This window comes from Ignavibacteriales bacterium (genome assembly GCA_026390815.1).
Lineage (GTDB): Bacteria > Bacteroidota > Ignavibacteria > Ignavibacteriales > SURF-24 > JAPLFH01.
On record JAPLFH010000056.1, the window covers coordinates 50,036 to 68,701 of the forward strand.

General features: G+C 30.3%; 19 protein-coding genes. 4 read left to right on the plus strand and 15 right to left on the minus strand.

All coding sequences use genetic code 11. The features are described 5' to 3' along the window. Window positions 1-43 precede the first annotated feature (43 nt). Complete coding sequence (locus NTX22_17290; GenBank protein MCX6152283.1) at window positions 44-823, plus strand: WecB/TagA/CpsF family glycosyltransferase; 780 nt, start codon at window positions 44-46, stop codon at window positions 821-823. A 332-nt stretch (window positions 824-1,155) separates the two neighbouring features. Continuing rightward, entirely contained in the window at window positions 1,156-1,854 is a 699-nt protein-coding gene (locus tag NTX22_17295; protein MCX6152284.1) for a glycosyltransferase family 4 protein, read from the plus strand. 62 nt (window positions 1,855-1,916) lie between these two features. Here the strand turns inward: NTX22_17295 and NTX22_17300 are convergent, their stop codons facing one another. The 3 genes from NTX22_17300 to NTX22_17310 are packed head-to-tail and all read right to left on the minus strand — an operon-like array spanning window position 1,917 to window position 4,299. Next, complete coding sequence (locus NTX22_17300; GenBank protein MCX6152285.1) at window positions 1,917-2,657, minus strand: class I SAM-dependent methyltransferase; 741 nt, start codon at window positions 2,655-2,657, stop codon at window positions 1,917-1,919. Between the two features lie 9 nt (window positions 2,658-2,666). Then, on the minus strand, window positions 2,667-3,629 hold the full coding sequence (locus NTX22_17305) for a glycosyltransferase (protein ID MCX6152286.1): 963 nt from the start codon (window positions 3,627-3,629) through the stop codon (window positions 2,667-2,669). Between the two features lies 1 nt (window position 3,630). Further along, window positions 3,631-4,299: a hypothetical protein gene (locus NTX22_17310; protein ID MCX6152287.1), complete on the minus strand. Its 669-nt coding sequence runs from the start codon at window positions 4,297-4,299 to the stop codon at window positions 3,631-3,633. A gap of 327 nt (window positions 4,300-4,626) precedes the next feature. Between NTX22_17310 and NTX22_17315 the strand changes: the two genes are divergently transcribed. Further along, a complete protein-coding gene (locus tag NTX22_17315) occupies window positions 4,627-4,785 on the plus strand; it encodes a hypothetical protein (protein MCX6152288.1) in 159 nt (52 codons plus the stop codon). 428 nt (window positions 4,786-5,213) lie between these two features. On the opposite strand, the gene NTX22_17320 is transcribed toward NTX22_17315, so the two are convergent. From NTX22_17320 to NTX22_17355, 8 genes are all read right to left on the minus strand, one after another. Further along, window positions 5,214-6,275, minus strand: coding sequence for a glycosyltransferase family 4 protein (locus NTX22_17320; protein ID MCX6152289.1), 1,062 nt, complete (start codon window positions 6,273-6,275; stop codon window positions 5,214-5,216). Then, window positions 6,268-7,206 (minus strand): glycosyltransferase family 2 protein, encoded by a 939-nt coding sequence (locus tag NTX22_17325; protein ID MCX6152290.1) that lies wholly within the window; start codon window positions 7,204-7,206, stop codon window positions 6,268-6,270. The genes NTX22_17320 and NTX22_17325 overlap by 8 nt, the downstream gene beginning before the upstream one ends. Next, window positions 7,203-8,294 carry a UDP-galactopyranose mutase gene (gene glf / locus NTX22_17330; protein MCX6152291.1) on the minus strand — a complete coding sequence of 364 codons (1,092 nt, stop codon included), beginning with the start codon at window positions 8,292-8,294 and terminating at the stop codon, window positions 7,203-7,205. Before glf ends, NTX22_17325 begins: the two co-directional genes overlap by 4 nt. Further along, on the minus strand, window positions 8,287-9,561 hold the full coding sequence (locus tag NTX22_17335; GenBank protein ID MCX6152292.1) for a flippase: 1,275 nt from the start codon (window positions 9,559-9,561) through the stop codon (window positions 8,287-8,289). The genes glf and NTX22_17335 overlap by 8 nt, the downstream gene beginning before the upstream one ends. A gap of 175 nt (window positions 9,562-9,736) precedes the next feature. After that, window positions 9,737-10,087, minus strand: coding sequence for a hypothetical protein (locus NTX22_17340; protein ID MCX6152293.1), 351 nt, complete (start codon window positions 10,085-10,087; stop codon window positions 9,737-9,739). Window positions 10,088-10,100: 13 nt separating this feature from the next. Further along, window positions 10,101-11,306 (minus strand): peptidoglycan DD-metalloendopeptidase family protein, encoded by a 1,206-nt coding sequence (locus NTX22_17345; GenBank protein MCX6152294.1) that lies wholly within the window; start codon window positions 11,304-11,306, stop codon window positions 10,101-10,103. A 159-nt stretch (window positions 11,307-11,465) separates the two neighbouring features. After that, window positions 11,466-12,254: a DUF4292 domain-containing protein gene (locus tag NTX22_17350; protein MCX6152295.1), complete on the minus strand. Its 789-nt coding sequence runs from the start codon at window positions 12,252-12,254 to the stop codon at window positions 11,466-11,468. Continuing rightward, window positions 12,251-14,059 (minus strand): tetratricopeptide repeat protein, encoded by a 1,809-nt coding sequence (locus NTX22_17355; protein MCX6152296.1) that lies wholly within the window; start codon window positions 14,057-14,059, stop codon window positions 12,251-12,253. The genes NTX22_17350 and NTX22_17355 overlap by 4 nt, the downstream gene beginning before the upstream one ends. Window positions 14,060-14,155: 96 nt before the next feature. Between NTX22_17355 and NTX22_17360 the strand changes: the two genes are divergently transcribed. Next, window positions 14,156-15,061 carry a hypothetical protein gene (locus NTX22_17360; GenBank protein ID MCX6152297.1) on the plus strand — a complete coding sequence of 302 codons (906 nt, stop codon included), beginning with the start codon at window positions 14,156-14,158 and terminating at the stop codon, window positions 15,059-15,061. Between the two features lie 159 nt (window positions 15,062-15,220). On the opposite strand, the gene rsgA is transcribed toward NTX22_17360, so the two are convergent. From rsgA to NTX22_17380, 4 genes are all read right to left on the minus strand, one after another. Further along, window positions 15,221-16,174 carry a ribosome small subunit-dependent GTPase A gene (gene rsgA, locus NTX22_17365; GenBank protein MCX6152298.1) on the minus strand — a complete coding sequence of 318 codons (954 nt, stop codon included), beginning with the start codon at window positions 16,172-16,174 and terminating at the stop codon, window positions 15,221-15,223. Window positions 16,175-16,300: 126 nt separating this feature from the next. After that, window positions 16,301-17,749 carry a hypothetical protein gene (locus NTX22_17370; protein ID MCX6152299.1) on the minus strand — a complete coding sequence of 483 codons (1,449 nt, stop codon included), beginning with the start codon at window positions 17,747-17,749 and terminating at the stop codon, window positions 16,301-16,303. Further along, window positions 17,749-18,078, minus strand: coding sequence for a hypothetical protein (locus NTX22_17375; protein MCX6152300.1), 330 nt, complete (start codon window positions 18,076-18,078; stop codon window positions 17,749-17,751). Before NTX22_17375 ends, NTX22_17370 begins: the two co-directional genes overlap by 1 nt. Further along, window positions 18,075-18,662, minus strand: a complete 588-nt coding sequence (locus tag NTX22_17380) for a hypothetical protein (protein MCX6152301.1) — start codon at window positions 18,660-18,662, stop codon at window positions 18,075-18,077. Before NTX22_17380 ends, NTX22_17375 begins: the two co-directional genes overlap by 4 nt. Between the last annotated feature and the right edge of the window lie 4 nt (window positions 18,663-18,666).

Sequence of the window (18,666 nt, forward strand, 5' to 3'; positions counted from 1 at the left end):
GAATTTTGTATAATGAAAAAATAAAGTTAAAAGAGTTGTAAATTTGAGACATATACTAAACGATATCAAGATTTCAACCGGTTCTAAAATATTAGTTTTCGAGGAGGTTGAAAAATTATTAGAGAGAACTAATAACTCTTTAATTATCACCTTCAATCTTGATTTTCTAAGAATTTCAACACAAAATTTAATTTTCAAAGATATTTGTACAAAAGCTGATATAGTTGTTCCAGATGGTATCGGAGTTACTAGTCTTTTAAGAATGATTTATAACATAAAGGTAAATCGAATTACTGGAAATGATATATTTCAGTTTCTTTTAAATTTATCTCGATCTGACCATTTAAGATATGCGTTTATTGGGTCAGAAGAGAAAGTACTAAGAAAATTGGAATCATATATCGATGACGAATTTCCTTACTTAAAAGAAAAACTTTTTTTTTCTCCACAATATAAATTTGAGGAATCAAAGATTGAAAACGAAAAACTTGTAAATACTCTAGTACGCTTTAAACCTGATATTTTATTTTTGGCACTTGGTTGCCCACGACAAGAGATTTGGTTGTATGAACACATGAATAAAATTGGTGCAAAAATAAATATTGGAATTGGAGCAACTTTTGACTTTTATACTGGATTCAAAAAACGGTCTCCGATTTTTTTCCAAGAATTAGGATTTGAATGGTTGTGGAGATTAATGTCAGAACCTAAAAGATTGTTTAGGAGATATGTTATAGTTGATATTCCATTTTATTTTAAATCAGTCATTAAGATTTATACTTCAAATATTCATCAAATATTTAAAAGTAAAAATTGCAACTAGATAAAATTTCACTACTTTATTTAATTAACAGCCTCGATTTGGGGGGAGCAGAAAAATCTACTATTCTCTATGCGAATAGGTTTATTCATGAACTTCAACACATATCAATTTTTTCTAAAGAAGGATTTTATTCAGAAAAAGGAATTATAGATCAAAATATTTCTGTCTTTAAAACTTTTAAACCTGGCATACTTAATTTTCTTAAGAATTTGCTGACAATTAATCAAATAATTAAACTAAAGCAAGTAAACTTATTGGTATACCACCATAGAAAATTTTTCATTTATGCATTTTTAATTTCACTACTATTTAAAAAAGTAAGAATTATTTATGTGGCTCAAAACTACTTCAATGATTTTCGTAATAGATTGTTGTTCGCTCATTCATATGTAGCACTAACAGATGAAGTTTATAATGATTTGCATAATCATGGCAAAAAGAATATTGTAATTATTCCACATAGGATTGAAATCAATGAAAAGGTTATACATAATTCAGTTTTTAATATAGGTTATGTGGGCAGATATGAAAAGGATAAGGGGATAAGTACACTACTGTTTGCGTTTAAACATTTAATTATAAAATACCCAAAAATTAAATTAATTTTTAGAGGGAAAGGAAAACAAGAGCCTCTAATTAAAAATTTTGTATCAAAAAACAAACTTGTAAAGAGTGTAATAATTGATACACCTAAAATGGAAATAACAGAAATATATAAAGATATTGGAATACTTGTTCTTCCTTCTCTAAAATTTGAAGGACAAGGAATCGTCTTGATAGAGGCTATGAACTTGGGGATTCCAGTAATCGGTTCAAATGTTGGAGGGATTAAAAATGTAATCAAAAATAATTATAATGGATTATTGTTTATAAGTGGGAATTTTACTGATTTAGTTGAAAAAATAACAAATCTTATTGAAAATCGAGACCTATACCTTTCATTAATTACAAACGGAAAAACAGATGTTAAGAATAATTATAATATCGAGCAGACAATTGAGGATTACTATAAATTGTTTAAAAAGATATAAACCTTTTTCAATTATTATAATTTTCATGATGCTAAGATTTTTAACTAATTTATAAATACCAGTCATTTCTTCACAACATATGTGTAGCTAATCCAATTTGGACCAGAATTTCTGTTCTCAATTATTTCCAATAAATTCAAAGAAGAGTTTATTATAAATGTTTCAACCTTTTCTTTACAAATTGGATGAAGTTCCATCCTGGACTTTAGTTTCCCTCGAAATTGCAGAAAAAATGGATAAATCCATTTATGAACAAAATCATTATTCCATAAAGCATCAAATATTTTATTCGTCATCCTATCTGGTAATTGAAAAACAAGTATTCCTCCTTCGCACAATACTCTACTGAACTCTTTCAAGTAATTAAATGTCACATTTTTAGGAATATGCTGCAAAACAATATTTGAATAAATAAAACTAAAAGATTCATCTAGAAAACAGGAGAGGTTGAGTTGTTGATTTAAAATATACCTTGCATTATCTTTCTGATTAAACTTAATTGATAGTTCAATCATTTTGGGTGAGATATCCAAACCAGTAACAAAGTCAAAGTAATTTGTTAAAGGTTGAGTTAATCTTCCCACTCCACAACCAAAATCTAACGCATGGAATTTCTTATAAATAATATTTTTTCTACCAAGAAAATTCATTAAGTCTTGTATTTCATTTACACCGGTAGCAAAGAATTCATCAACCTCCCATTTCCTTCCTTTTTTTTGTGGACAAGACAAAATCGCCCAAAAAGGATCCTCTTCAGCTAATTCCTCCCAAATTTTTTTTAAACGATTTATGTCTACATCCATTCCTATTTCTTATTGTTGCAAACTAGCATTTAATAATTCGCGGAGTATTTTGTTTTCTTTGCTAAAGTAGTGAATGAAATAATTTATTCGAAACCTAAACCTAACTTCCTTGAACTTAATAAATACTTTATTAGGTAAAAATGAAACCACAAATGCTAATAAAAGTCTGTAATCAAATAAAATTTTTGTTCCAGTTCTACACCAATATTTTCTTGCCAATGTAGTTGAACCATAAAAATACTCTCGCCAACCTTTTATTTTGTTTACTTCATTTATATTCGTTATCGAAAAGTTAAATCCTAAGTCTTGATAATATGGCTCTTGAATTTTATAAATCAATTTATGTTTTATTGTTAAGCTAGCTCTAGAAAGAGAATTTCTCCTATATCGGACAAAACTAAGTACTTCCGGAATATTATAGAACCTAATACTACCTTTTATTCTTAGCCAAAGAGAATAATCTTCAAAAGCATTACCAGAATAGCCCCCATATTTAAAAATTATATTTCGATTATACATACAACCGGAATGAGGAATGGTTGAATACAACGCTAAATTTTTAACTATTTCTTCATAATTCTCAGGAGTCTTAACTATATACTTAATTTTTTCATCTTTGAAAACAGCATACCAGCTAGCGATTATTTCTTCATCAGATTTTTGGATTAGAATTTTCAATTGCTTATTAATTCTATTAGGATGTGCAATATCATCCGCATCCATTCTTGCGATTACATCGTATCTTGCTCTGTTCAGTCCATAATTTAGGCTATCAGCAAGACCCGAATGTTTTTTTTTAATATAATTAATTCTATTATCAGAAAAGCTTGAAATTATCTTCTGTGTATCATCCGTAGAACCATCATCTATAATTAAAAATTCGAAATTACAAAAAGTCTGTCTTAAAATGCTATTAATTGCTTCCTGAAGAAAGGGTGCACAATTATAGGTTGGCATTAATATGGAAACCATTTTACACAAACTTCCAATTTTTACCATTAAAATAAATAAATCGATAATTCATAAAAGTATCCGGAATTTCAAATTGAATATCACTAAATCCCCTTCCACTTTTATGAGGTAATACCTTCATATTCAGTAATGTATTGCAATAGACATTTTTCTTATCAATATTCAAATAAACTAAATTGTCATAGGATTTGATTCTTAGTGTTTTATTGATTCTTTCAACTCTAATAACAGGTAGACGAAATCGTTTTGGATCATAATAATTAAAGGAAATACTTGTAGAAAAAGGTAAATCTTCAATATTCTTTACATATCCAAACTCATGAGAATTAATATAATATAATTGATACTTTACTAACTCTGGAAATTCACTAGTAACAATTAGATATTTTGAATTAGTGTTTATTAGATTCTTAAGCTCAAATATGGTTTCTTGTTGATTCCTTCGGATTTTTAAATCATCCTCTATTCTAAGATAAAATGATATAACAACAAATGCTATGAATACAGGTATTATTACTTTTATAAGATTGGTGTTAATAGGTTTACAAATAAAGAAATAATATGTGCTTAATGATAACCAGAAAACAAATATGGTATTTATTCTTATACTTCCATCAGCAAAAAATCTAGGGAATCCAATTATCATAACCAAAAGAAGAAGAAAAAACATTTTTTTAAATTCTATTTTTTTTTATGAATATAATTATTAAAAGAATAGAAATTATAGATGACACCAATACATATGCTTTATTCATAAGGAAATAATTATAAATATTTTGGGAACAAATTGGGATTAAAGTATGGATAAAAATACCAATTATTGTAAAAGGTTTTTTCCAGATATTGTTAAGAAAAACAGACGATTCAGCAAAATACAAATTAGTAACAACTGTTATAAAGAAAATTATTCCTGATAAAGCCAGTACTAAAAAAGCTTTTTTGTTTAAACATATTTTCTGTGATGTAAATGAATAATATAAAAATAATAGTAGTAGAAATGGCAGATGAGACCCTGTTTGTTTTGCTCCGACTGATAAAATATAAAATAGAAGAAACAAAAATAGTTTTCTATTATTTTGATCCAGACAGTATTGAAAAAAAGACCTTAATGATGCTATATAAAATAATAAATATAATAGTTCTGTTCGATCACTAATCCAATTATTCCAATAGAGAACATCTAAATGAAAGGAAAAAAGAAATATTGATAAAAAACAAATTCTATAGTTTAACTCTATCTTGAAAACTTGACATATAGTTTCGAAAAATCTGAATAAATTATACACCAATATTAGGTGATAAATTAAATTTGTTAACTTAATAAGGAAAGGATTATTCCCCCAAAGTTGGTAGTCCAGCCAAAATGTAAAATACGATACTGGACGTAAAAAAAGGTAAAAGGGGTAGTCTGATTTAAGTAGAAAAAATTTTTCTGGATTTAAATGGATAATAGTAAATAAAATATAGTCATCGGTATAAAAACCAGGGTAAAGAAAAATGATGTAAGAATACACTAAAAGATTTAACAACAAGATAGTTAATAATGACTGCCTCCTATTTGTTAGCATATTTCTGCTTTCTTAACTACAATGATTTATAAATTGACAAAGTTTTTTCAACAGAAATACTTAATGAAAAGTTTTTCTTTATATCCAAATAAAAATTATTAATAAGTACTTGAAGAGAATTGAAATTATTTACAGCCTTTTCAATTTTTCCTGATAACTCTAGGGTATTCTGCTTCTTAAAAATGAATCCATGAAAATCATTTATAAAGAAAGGGAATAATCCTCTAAAATTAGAACTAATTATAAGGTTTTTACACATTCCCGCTTCTAAAATCGACATTGGAAATCCTTCAGCATCCCAATAACTTGTAAAAACAAAAATATCTGTTTCTTTTAAAAAGCGAATCAGTGGTTCAAGTATACCAAGATAAGTAACATTAATTTCCTCTTCTTCAATTCGTTTTACTAGTCTTGTTTTCTCGCTCCCCTCACCCGCTATATAAAATTCAGCCTGGTTGAAAATATTTTTTGGTAGTTGCTTTATGGCATCCAGATACAGATCAAATCCTTTCTCTGGAATTAACCTACCTGCATTAATTACTCTCAACAAATTATTCCTCTTAGGCAAACTAACATTTTGTTCAATTATCCCGTATCTGATTGTTTGAATTCTATTTCCATTATTAGTATAGTTTAAACATATATACTTTTTTATATCATCGTTAACAACAATCTGATATTCGCTTGCCAATAATTTTAATTTGTTTGTTTTCTTAAAAAAATTATGATGTGTTTGAACAGTTTTAATTTTAGTTAACCTTGAAACAAACCTGGCTATATTTGCAGCATAATAATTTTGAGAATGAATAATAGAAGGAGAATATTTCCTTATAAATAAGAATAATTTAATAATTGCTATAAAGAATCTTAAATAACTTTTCCTTTTTTCACTGAAGATATTATCAACGTATATTTGCGCATTTATTTCTTGAAAACGCTCAACAGCATCTCCTCCTGAACATAAGATATAATAATCGAATTCAGTTGATTTATTTTCCAATAAAAAATTATATAAATAACTCGATATACCACATGTAAATTTTAAATCATCTGTAAGTATTAATACTCTGTTAGTCATTAATCAATCCAAGTTTCTTTTTATATCCAAAATATAATTGCTCGAATCCTTGCATAATATATCTTCCTTTCAAGTAAAACTTTTCAGAACTATAAAAAACGATCCTTAAAAATCTTGTAAAATAAGATATAAGACTTAATATTTGAATAATTCGGTTTAGTCTTTGATTATGAATGCAATGAAATTCTATATAAGTAAGATTTCTTATCCCATACAAATGTTTCTTTATTTCCCATTTGGAGTTTTGAATTCCTAATTGATTTATCGCTTTTTTAATTAGAATGGAAAATGGGATTAAGTATATTTTTCCAAATTGATTCAACCTAATACAGTATTCCAAATCATCATACCAAATGAAGAATTTTTCATTAGGAAATCCAACCTTATGAATGGCATCTTTGTTAATCATCATTCCTTCAAAAGTAGCTGCAAATATGGTTCTAGGTTTATTTTCAATCTCACTTTCAGGGATTTTTATTTTATACCTTAAGTCATGCCTAATTTTTGAAAAATCTGTACAAATAATCTCTCCAATAGCTTTTTCCTGAGAAACTTCTCTGATTCTTTTGCTAGCAACTGCCGATATATTATCGACTTGATCACTTAAAAAACAAATTAAATTAAACAAGGTGTTCTTTTCTGGAATCACATCATCATCCATACACCAAATCCAATCATATCCTTTTTCATAAGCTGTTTTAATCCCAGTGTAAAATCCACCGGCACCCCCACTATTCTCTTGAGAAATAATTGTTAAATCGTTTTGTTCATTCAGCCATTCGAAGGTACCATCTGTACTAGAATTATTTATAACTATAATTTCATCTAATTTTCTTGTTTGTTTATTTATGGAATCTAAACATTGTTTTAACAATTCTAATCTGTTATAAGTAACTATAACAGCAGCTATTTTGTAATTGTCCACATTCATATATTTCTAAATGAAATTCTTAAAGTATTAGCCACCACCTGATCCATATTGTAATACTTATATTCTGCTAACCTTCCAACAAAAAGAACATTCTTTATACTTTCGATAAGCATTTCATACTTTTTATAAATATCAAAATTCCTTTTATTTGGTATCGGGTAATATGGTTCACCTTCCTCCTGAAAATATTCTTTGGAAATTGTCGTTCTATCGGAATTTTGATCATAAAAGTATTTGTACTCTGTAACCCTTGTAAATTCAAATGATGGTTCAACATAATTTATAACTGCTGCTTCCTGGTATTTTTTACTTTCTATTTTTTCAAATTCAAACCTAATAGACCTATATGGCAACTTTCCAAACTCATAATCAAAAAAGTAATCAATCGGTCCTGTATAAATTATTTTATTAAATTTTACATTATTCATAATAGATTTATAATCAGCGTTTAATAACAATTCAATATTTTTATGATTCAGCATCCTCTCGAACATTTTTGTGTAACCATCTTTTGGCATAAACTGGTACTTATCAGTAAAATATCTGCAATCGTCATTTACTCTAACCGGAATTCTTCCACAGACTGTAGCAGCTAATTCTTTTGGTTCTAATCCCCACTGTTTTTTAGTATAATGTTTGAAAAATTTCTCAAACAGGTCATTCCCAACCTGGTTCACAATAATATCTTCCGAATTTAAAATTGGATACCGTTTTTCTCTCACTTTTTCGTAATAAGCTTTTGCTTCATCTTCGGTTTGCAAATTCAAATTATAAAGTTTGTTTAGTGTGATTCTGTTTATTGGAATCGGATAAAGTTCTCCATCTAGCTTTGCCAATACCTTATGTTCATAAAATCTCCACTCAGTAAATTGAGAGAGATAATCAAATACTTCCTTACTGTTGGTATGGAAAATATGCGGTCCATATCTGTGTACTAAAATTCCATGTTCATCAAATTCATCGTATGCATTTCCGCCAATGTGGTTTCGCTTTTCAACAACCAAAACTTTTTTATTAAGCTGACTTGCAATTCTTTCAGCCATAACTGAACCGGCGAAACCGGCGCCAACAATCAGGAAATCATACATTAACTTTTCTGAAAATGTGAATCTTTTTACTTACAAGCATTAAGTACATATACAGTGTTACTATAGTTTCCGTTAATAAAACGGAAACTGCGGTTCCAACGTGAAAAAATAATGGAACAAGAATAAATGAAGCAATCAAATTTATTAAACTAGAAATAACTATTACTCTTGTAAACTCTTTTTTCATATTAATGTTCAACATAACCTGAATTCCAAAAATATTGCTCAAAAATATTAGAAAAGGAAGAAAAGAAATAATCTGCAATACAATTATCGAATTGAAATATCTTTCTCCCAACACTACTAATATAATTTGTTTGGCAAAGACCAACAGGCAAAGGCTAAATAAAAAACTAATCACTCCAAAATTCTTTAAGATTTTCCTAATAAAAGCAAATCCCTCACCCATTGATTTATTGAAAAGACTTGAAACATGTGGATAAATTGTTTGCGAAATCGTAGAGTAAACATTTTGAACAGCACTTCTGATTTTATCAGCTGCAGAAAAATATCCAACAACAGTATTGCTGGCAAATAACCCAAGAATAAATGTATTAGAGATTGTGTATAAACTAATTGCAATTGTTGAAAGGAAAATATACCAGCCTTCTTTTAATTGGTAAACTATTTCTGATTTTAATGGGAATTGGAACGCCATTTTGAATACGAATTTTATAATAATAATACTCACAACCCCGGTCAAAATAAAACTAAGACTGTTTAAGAAAATCAACAAATGATAATCGGCTGGTTTTATTATAAGAATGAAAATTAAAATGGTTGTAATGAACTTAAATGTAAAATTCAACAACGTAATATATTTCATCTTTTCTATACCTTGAAAGAACCAGACAGGGAAAAGGACATTTCCAAGAACAACACCAAAGCTTAGAAAATATGTTAAGTAATCACCTCTGAATAATGGAATTGAAATTATTAAAATAGTTATGATAACCGAGCTTAATAAAAAAAGACTTGATTTTATTATAATTACCGAATTGAAAATTTGCGCTATTTTTTTTTTATCATCCCGATGAATGGAAATTTCTCGGGTTGCTGATAGATTGAATCCATAATCAGTTAGTATTCCAAAATAACCCACAAATGCCCCGGCAAAATTAATTAATCCAAATTTTTCTGGACCCAAAACTCTTACCAAATAAGGAAATGTAATTAGTGGAAAAATATAATTTGATATTTGCAGAATTGATAATGCTGTGAAATTCTGGAGTAATTCTCTGTTTTTTTTAATTTTCTTTATTATCAAACTTGTACAATTTCCGGTTTACTTAACTCACCTTACACAAAATAATAGAATTGTATTACGATTCTCTGAATCGCTTAATCTATTCACTTCAAATTATTCATTCAATAAGCGAAACTGAGTTTCGCTCTACATTTTTGAGTAAGGTTAGTTACTTGCTTTAATGTTTTATTGATCCTTAAGCTAAAAACAGAGTTTTTATCCCACAAAAGCCGTTGGAATGTTTATTAATGTCATTGGAAAACCTATAAATATCTTTAGAAAGTTTATTAATGTCTTTGGAAGGTTTATAAATGTCTTTCGAAAGTTTATTAATGTCTTTGGAAGGTTTATAAATGTCTTTCGAAAGTCTTTTAATGTCTTTGGAAGGTTTATAAATGTCTTTCGAAAGTCTATTAATGTCATCAGAAACTTCATTCAAGTTATTAAAAATTTTACTCGACTCATAAAAATCTTTACTAAAGCCATTATGAATTTCATCACTTACCATGCATCCAGTGCAACATTCCGAAGTTACATCATCCTTCAACCATCATCCATTTCTATCTCAACCAAACTTCTGGATTTTGGTTTACTCTTTCACTCCATATTTCAAAGTGAAGAATATTTCCTTCAAGGCTTTCTTCTACAGTTCCGATGGATGTGCCGGATAATACTTGCGTCCCTTCACTCACAAAGATTTCTGAAAGATGCCCATACACCGTACGGTAATCATCCTTGTGTGAAATAATTAATACACTGCCAAATCCCGGCAGCCAGTTTACTGATGAAACTATTCCATCAGCCACAGCTTTAATAGTTTTATCTTTAGCAGTCTTTATATCAACACCATAATTTAACGTAACGGTGTTAAGACGTACATTTTTTTGCTCCCCGAATTTACGAATTATTTTCCCATTGTCAACAGGCCATTTTAACATTCCTTTTAAAGCAGCAAACGAAGAAAGATTTTGCGTGTAATCAGTTTCCACTAATGGAGCTTTTTCTGTTTTCAATTCCGATTTGGGTTTCCGTTTTGCAAGTTCTCTTTCCCGTTTCAATGCTTCAGCTTTTCTTTTTTCCTCTGCAATTAAATTTGCAATAATTCTTTTTATTCCATCTTCAGATTTCCTTTTCAAATCGATTTCATCTTTTATTGCTTCCTTATCATTTTTCAACGAAGCCAAATATGTTCTTCTTTTCTCTATCTTAAGCTTAAGTTCTTCTTGCTCCTTCTGTTTTTGATCGGCAATTATTTTTTTTTGTTCCAATTCATTTGTTAAAAATATTCTTGCTTCACCCAACTCTGTTTGGCTATCTTTTAACTCAGTTAAATCTCTTTTACGTTGTTCGGAAATCTTATTTAAATATTTATACCTAAGCAGTGCCTGGTTAAATGATTCCGATCCAAGGATCATTGCAAGTTCATCTTGTTTACCATATTTATATAGGTAAACAACATACTTAGCATAATTATCCTTAAGCTTTTTAATTTTTGCTTCAATCGATTTAATTTGTTGTTCAATATTTATTATCTGCCTTTCTTTGTTCTTTTCTTCATTACGGATTGTATTTATAATTTTATTTAAAAGAAATTTTTGCTTGTTAAAATTTTCTATTACCTCAATTGATTTCTGTTCATTTTGAGTTTTATTTAGTAATTGATTTTCAAGCTGCTTTATCTCTGCTTTAAGTTCACTCAACTCCCCTTTTTTCTGGAGTAATTGATTTTTTACCTGGGCAGAAATTGGAATAATAAAACTGTTCAACAACAAGCAGCAAATTATAATTGATAATCGAAAATTTGCAAATAAAGGCAGGTGAAGTTTATTTGGATAGTTTAAGCAATCATTGTTAGGGAATGAATAAAGCATTAAAAATTAAATCCAATTTTTATTTAAGATAGATCCAAATTCTAAAAACAAATATTATAAATCAACCTTTTCAGCATCATCGGGAATATTAAGATGGATTTTAACGCTGTTTTTATTAACCACAATTTTTCTGTACTCAATGTTTACTTTTTCATTTTCTGCAATTCTCTGGATTTGAATAATGTATGGAATGGCAAGACCTTCCTGGGTGTTAAATTTTGAATAATTTCCTTCTGCCAAAATTTTATCTGAACCATCAAGCAGTTGATAGTCTGTAATTGATAATTCCCTCACATCAATAAAATATTTATTTTTTCTGCCGGAATCTGAATCTAAATAAGTTAAAATATATTTATCGTATTCAATTGCATAATTGTCCGGCTCTTTAGAAAGCTTTGGGGTAAGATTAACAGCTCCCACAAACATATCCATCAATTCGCCAAATGTAAGATCTACCTTGAAAATTCTTTTTAAAACATCATTATCATTACTGCCTTTGTAAAGGATATTATGCATTACATCATAAAATGCAAAATTGGTGGAAGTAATAACTGCCTGCGCCAAATCTATTCCGAATGGTCCATACATTTCAATATAAACAGAATCGGGCTTTTGAAGAATTACTTTGAAACTAACAGTAGTATTAATTTCCGCAGTAGATATACCGATACTGCCAACTCCTTCAAAATTTTTAACTTTCCTTCTGTTCGCTTCTAATTTTTTTATTAATCTTTCTGAAGGTAATATCTCAACTGATTCACTGGGTTTAGAAGGAATACAACCAGAAATGAATGAAACTAAAACAATTATTACTACCGATAGAAAGAAAGTACTTTTCCTCACAAATCACCTTTTTCAATTTTTTGTTTGAGTTCTGGATTATCTGCATTTAACTGCAATGCTTTTTGCCAGATTACAACAGCCTCGTTTTTATTTCCCTTCTTACAAGAAATATCTCCAAGATGTTCTAAAATAGTAGCATTTTGCTTATCGATCTCAGCAGCTTTACTTATATATTTTTCTGCTGTTTCATATTTGTCTAATTGAAAATAAACCCAGCCAATGGTATCGAGATAGGAAGAATTTAATGAATCCTTTGCAATTGCTTTTTTAGACATTTCCAAAGCAAGCGGCAACTTTTCTCTCCTTTCTGCCAAGGAGTAAGCAAAATTATTTAGAACTAAAGCATTGGTGGAGTCGAGACTTATTGCCTTTGAATAAATACTGTCGGATTCATGAAATTTCTTCAATGAATTATATATTAATCCAAGTGTACCAAGCAATTCTACATTTTTAGGATCAATCTTTATCGCTTCATTTAAATAATAAATTGATTCATCAGCCTGCTTTAATTGGCTTAGTGTATAACCATAAGCGGAAAGCGCATTCAAATCTTTTGGATTAAGCTCAACCGCTTTCTTTAAATATTTCTTCGCATCTTTAAATTGATTCATCTGAGAGTAAGACAGCCCGAGAATTAAATTTACAGCAAAATCATCCGGGAAATTCTGAACTGCTTCTTCCATCAAAGTAACAGCATTTGAATATTTTTTATTATCAAAGTAAAGTCCGCCTAACCGTACCCAGGCTTCTCCATTCCAGCGTGCTAATTCAGTTACCTGTTTAAAGTATGAAATGGCAAGTGTATCATCTTTTTCTTTCAAAGCAATTTCACCAAGAAACATTTTAATCTGCCAATTCACTGTATCTTTATCAAGAGCAAGAAACAATGTCTTAGTAGTTGATAATAAAGTACTATCTTTAAACGATTGGGCTAAGTATATTGAGCCGATTCTTACCTTGGTATCAAGAGGAATATTTGGATTCTTTAGCAGAATGGAGTATTGAGTTGCGGCATCAATCCAATTATTTTGCTGCACAAATATTTGCGCTTTCTGTTCTATAAATACAGGATCTTCAGGAAATTGTTTTAACAAGTCATTAACTTTTTCCAATGCTTTATCAAACTTTTTAGCTTTCAAATAGGTTTCAACCACAAGTTTTTGAAGATCGGTGTTAGAAGGATCGATTGCAGAAAGCTGCTCTACTGAGTTAACAGCTTCTTCAGTGTTTCCCATTCTCTCATAAAGTTCTGCAATGCGAACAAGTACATTCCAATCGGGTCCAGTTAGTTCAAATAATTTTTTATAAATACCCAAAGCTTTTAATGGTTTCGATTGTTCACATAAAACAGCAAGATTGAAATATGCTCTTGCGTCAGTTGAATCAAGCTGGATTATTTTTTCATACGCAACTGCTGCAGAATCATTTATGCGGGCAGCGTTGTAGATATCGGCTAACAAATTGAAATAATCTGTATTGGTTGAATCAAGGTTAACTGATTTTCTTGAATTGGTAAGAGCAAGTGAAAGCTTGTTTAACAAATAATAATCTTTGGCTAAGGCATAATAAATTCCAGGGGATTTATCGAAAGTGAGCGCATCCTGATATTCTAAAATAGCCGATGCGTAATCACCCTTCATATCAGCAAGGTTACCATTAATAAAATGGTCCATTGCCTCTTTTGGTTTTTTGGTTTGAATTTCTCCACTGCGTGTAATTGATTCTTTTTCCTTCTGTATCTTAGACGAAGCACAACCAATCAGTACTGATGCACATACCAGTGTTATTATTAATTTTCTATTCATATATAAAATGTTCTTTCTTAAAAAAGATACTTTTTAAGTGCTTTAATAACAAGTTAAATTTTGATTACAAATTTACTATTTATATTTTTGATTTGTATGGAAAAATTTGACACTGGAATAGCATTTACATGGGAGTATGACGAAGATTTCATTGTTTTATTAGAAGAGATGTTTCATCAAGCTCAGCTTACAACTTTTTTAATTAAACCATTTAATGTATTTGAAATTACAGAACGATTTAAAAAACGTTCTCTTACTTTTACTTCATATCTTGATAGAGCTTCGGATGTGGATTTTAACTTTGCGGAGATTGCTCACATTCTAACACGCCGCAATGTTAGGATTTTTAATCCATATAAATTGATTCATCATGCAATTGATAAAGCCACAATGCATCTTGAGTTTATTACTGCTGGAATTAACACACCATACTCTATTATCATTCCTCCATTTAGTGAAAGACAGCAAATCTATATTTCCCTTGATGACCTGGCGATTCTAGATAAACCATTTATTATTAAACCTTGTAACACAACTGGTGGCGGAATTGGAGTTGTAACCGGAGCGGAATCCTTAAAAGATGTACTTGACCACAGGACTCATCATAACAACGATAAATATATTTTACAGGAAAAAATTTATCCCCAGATGTTTGATGGAAAAAGATCATGGTTCAGGTGCTTTTGGGCTTTTGGAAAAGTAATCCTAACCTGGTGGGATGATCTGACACATCGTTACACAATTTTAACCCAGGAAGAAATCTTACGATTTGAACTTCAAGATCTTTTTACTATTACTAGAAAAATTGCAAAGCTTACTAACCTCGATTTTTTTTCAACTGAGATTGCTTATTCAACTGGAGAAAAGTTTATTGTGGTTGATTACGTAAATGATCAATGCGATATGCGGCTGCAATCCAAACACTTTGATGGTGTGCCTGATGATGTTGTGAAGCAGATAATTCTTAATATGATTAAAGCAGTTAAAAAGCAATTAGCCTGAAAGATGTAGGGGAGAAATTTCAGGTAAAAATTTCCCCGCAAATTTTATATTCAAATGAACGCCAGATATTTTTAATATTCAAAATTCCATTGGGTTTATATTAATGGAATTTTTTGCTTGGGATTTAGTTTTTGGGATTTGCCTTTTGGAATTTGGTATTTAAAACACCATATCTTCTTCAATGGTCTTTAGAAGATTAAGATAACTGTTATATCTTTCTGGAAAAATCATTCCTTCATCAACGGCTTTAATAACTCCACATTCAGGTTCGTGGTAATGTGTGCAGGTATTAAACCGGCAATCCTTTATAAATGGAACGAAATCAATAAAGTAATGGCTAAGATTTTCTTTACGAATACCATACGGATCAATTTCACGGATTCCAGGCGTATCAATTATAAAAGTACCTTCTTCAACTTCTTTTAGCACACTTGTTACTGTAGTGTGTTTTCCTTTTGAAGTTGAAGCACTAATTTCTGAAGTTTTAAAATCAAGGTCCGGATATAATGAATTAAGAATAGTTGATTTGCCAACTCCGGAAGAACCCCAGAATAAATTTTTCTTTCTTGCTAATTCATTTTTAATACTTTCGATTCCAACCAAATTTTTAGTACTGCAAAGTAAAACTTTGTAACCAATCTGTTTATACATCTCAGCCCAACCTGCAATTTCTGTATCCAAACCTAAATCAATTTTGTTGATAAGAATGTAGACTTTAAAATGTGAGCTTTCACCTGCAACTATAATTCTATCAATTGATTTGTTATTAAACTTTGGCTGGCTAACACTGGTAACAATAAATAAATTATTAATGTTCGATGCAATAACTTGCTCTAATCTTTCTCCACGATAACTGGAACCTTTTAATTTTGGCGCTTTGCGGGAAAGATAATTTTCTCTTTTATGAATTAACGAAATTACTCCGGTACCATCAGCATTCAATTCATATTCAACTTCATCACCAACAACAACAAGATTTACTTTGTATAGTTTGTCCTTCTTAAGATTAAACTCTACTTTAAATTTACCACGTAGAGAGCATCTTATTTCTTTTGCTTCACTGGATATAATATAAATATTGTTGCTCTCAACCTTACATACTAAACCTTTGATTGTACCTCCGTTTCTTTAAAGCACTTTATTCAAAAATAAAGTGCTTTACAATGGAATCCAAAAGTGAGGTGAATTTTGAAGTGAGATTGAGTTGGCGGTGCAGGTTATTCATCTGCACCGCAATGATTAAAATCTATAAGAAAAAGTTAATATTGCATTATGATATTTAATTTCCTGGTTGGTTCTAGAAACACCAGAACCGTAATTATCGCCAAAATCTTTCCACCAGCCATACGCATAAGCAGCATCAATAGAAAATGTTTCATCAGCTAAGAAACCGAGTCCACCAGTAATATATTTCTTATCGTAATCAGTAGGATCTCCTTTATATGGAGAAGGATTAAGGATAAAGCCTCCACGCACACGCACGCCAACACCAGGAATTGTATATTCTGCACCAACATTAAAGTTAGCCACGCCTCTGAATAATTCTTTAATATCCTTATTGTTGTCGCTCATCTTTCTTTCGCTTAAACCAGTTGTAAATTCCATCTGTGTGTAATCGATATAGGAAATATCGGCATTCAAAAATAAACCAGTATAATTAACAGAACCACCGGCAGTGAATACAAATGGAGTTGTAACATCATATTCCACATTACTTTCTAATGGCGGCTCAATTATATAGCTTTTACCAGTTCCAAAATCACTTCTTCCATTCACAATATAAGATTCTTTTATTGTGTATATGGTTGGAAATTTTATACTTGCACCATACCTGGCTCCAAATTTATTTGATGAAAAAACCTGGTGAAGGAAACCAACTTTTGCATCCCACCCGGCAATATCCCAATTAAGAACATCGTTTAAATAAAATGTTTGAAAATCTGCTGTTGTAATATCCCCTGGAACGGTTAAAACATTTGTTCCATAAATATTTTTAATATCGTCTTCATAGTAATCGCGTGTTCTTTTATATGTACCGCTGTATAAATTTAGTGTAGCACCAATATAAATTTCTTTTGCAACTTCAGCGGCAGCAGAGAACGCCCATTTACCAATTCCACCGCTTGAAAGAATTGTTCCTTCCTGATTTAATCTACCATTAATTGGAGTTTTATTCCCGGTGGAATCGGTAAGGAAAAGCAAATATGAAACATCACCAATTCCTAAAAGAGATTGAATCATCGAGCTGTTACCACCATTATATCCCTTAAAACTAACTGCGTTATTAAATTCCTTTTCACGGCTATAACCTGCAGCAACAACAAAGCTTCCTCTTATTGTTGGAAAAGGAAAAACAAAACTTAACTGATCCAATTTAGTAGCACTAGTTGAGTAATCAGTTTGGTTGTTAAAGAAAGTAACATTGTTATTAAATTTATTGTAATGAAGTCCTCCGGCAAATTCCATTCGCTTCACTAATCCAAGTCCAGCGGGATTGAAAAAAACTGCGGAAAAATCATCGCTTAAACCGGTATAGGCATTTCCCATTCCTAATGCGCGCGCATTAAAACCTAATCCAAAATCGGATAATCGTAAAGCATCGGAACTGTTTTGCGCTTTAACTTCATTTGCAAAAAAGAAAAATGAAATGAAGAATACCGTGATTAAATAAAAAATATTTCGTTTCATTATCTTCTCCTTAAATTTTCATTTCTTCCGCCATCATTATCCCTGGAACTTGTAATACCAGGAATTCTTTTACGAGGCGGATCAGTTTTTTCTGGATTTTGATTTACTGGTTGAATTGGTCTATACTTCACTATAGGAACAGTTATAGACACTGGCGGTGGCTCCGGGGGAGGAACAGGATCACAATCACAAGGTTCTTGAGGATCTGGTGGATAATAAATAATGGTTGTCGAATAATCCTTATATACTCCAGTATTAAACGGATAGCATCCCGTAAAATAAATTACTGCGGATAAAAAAAATCCTGCAATTAAATTTATACGTTTCATCTTCGTCTCCCGGAATCTGTTGAACGGTTTCCATCATTATCCCTTGAACTTGGAGTACTTGAAGAATTTCTATCAGAAGAATCACTACTCTTGGTTGTTTCCTTTGATTGATTAGTGGATGAGGAGGATCCGCTGTTACCGCTTGTAGTTGGCGATGGCAGATTGATTTGTGGACTTCTATCGCGAGCGGCTCCTCTTTCAGAACTATTGTCCCTGGATTTACCAGTATACTGTTCAGTCTTTTTATATTTAGCTGGCGGGGCAACTTCCAGCCACCAGGGATAATTATAATAATATCCATAATTGCCAAAATATGAATCGGAATAGTAATCTTCATTTAAATCGTAATAACTAAAGTTGGAATATGAAGGATGTGTCTTAAGAATTTCTGGTGTTACAATATTTCTTGGAGCAATATCTTTATGGCAACTGCTACAGTCATCATAGAATGTAACATTATTTTCATATGTGTATCCATTTTCATCCGTGTTTTCTATACTTGGATGTACAAGAATTGTATAGCATCCCGTAATTAACGATAAAAAAGTTATTATAATTATTACGAATAAAAATTTAGCTTTCATTTTG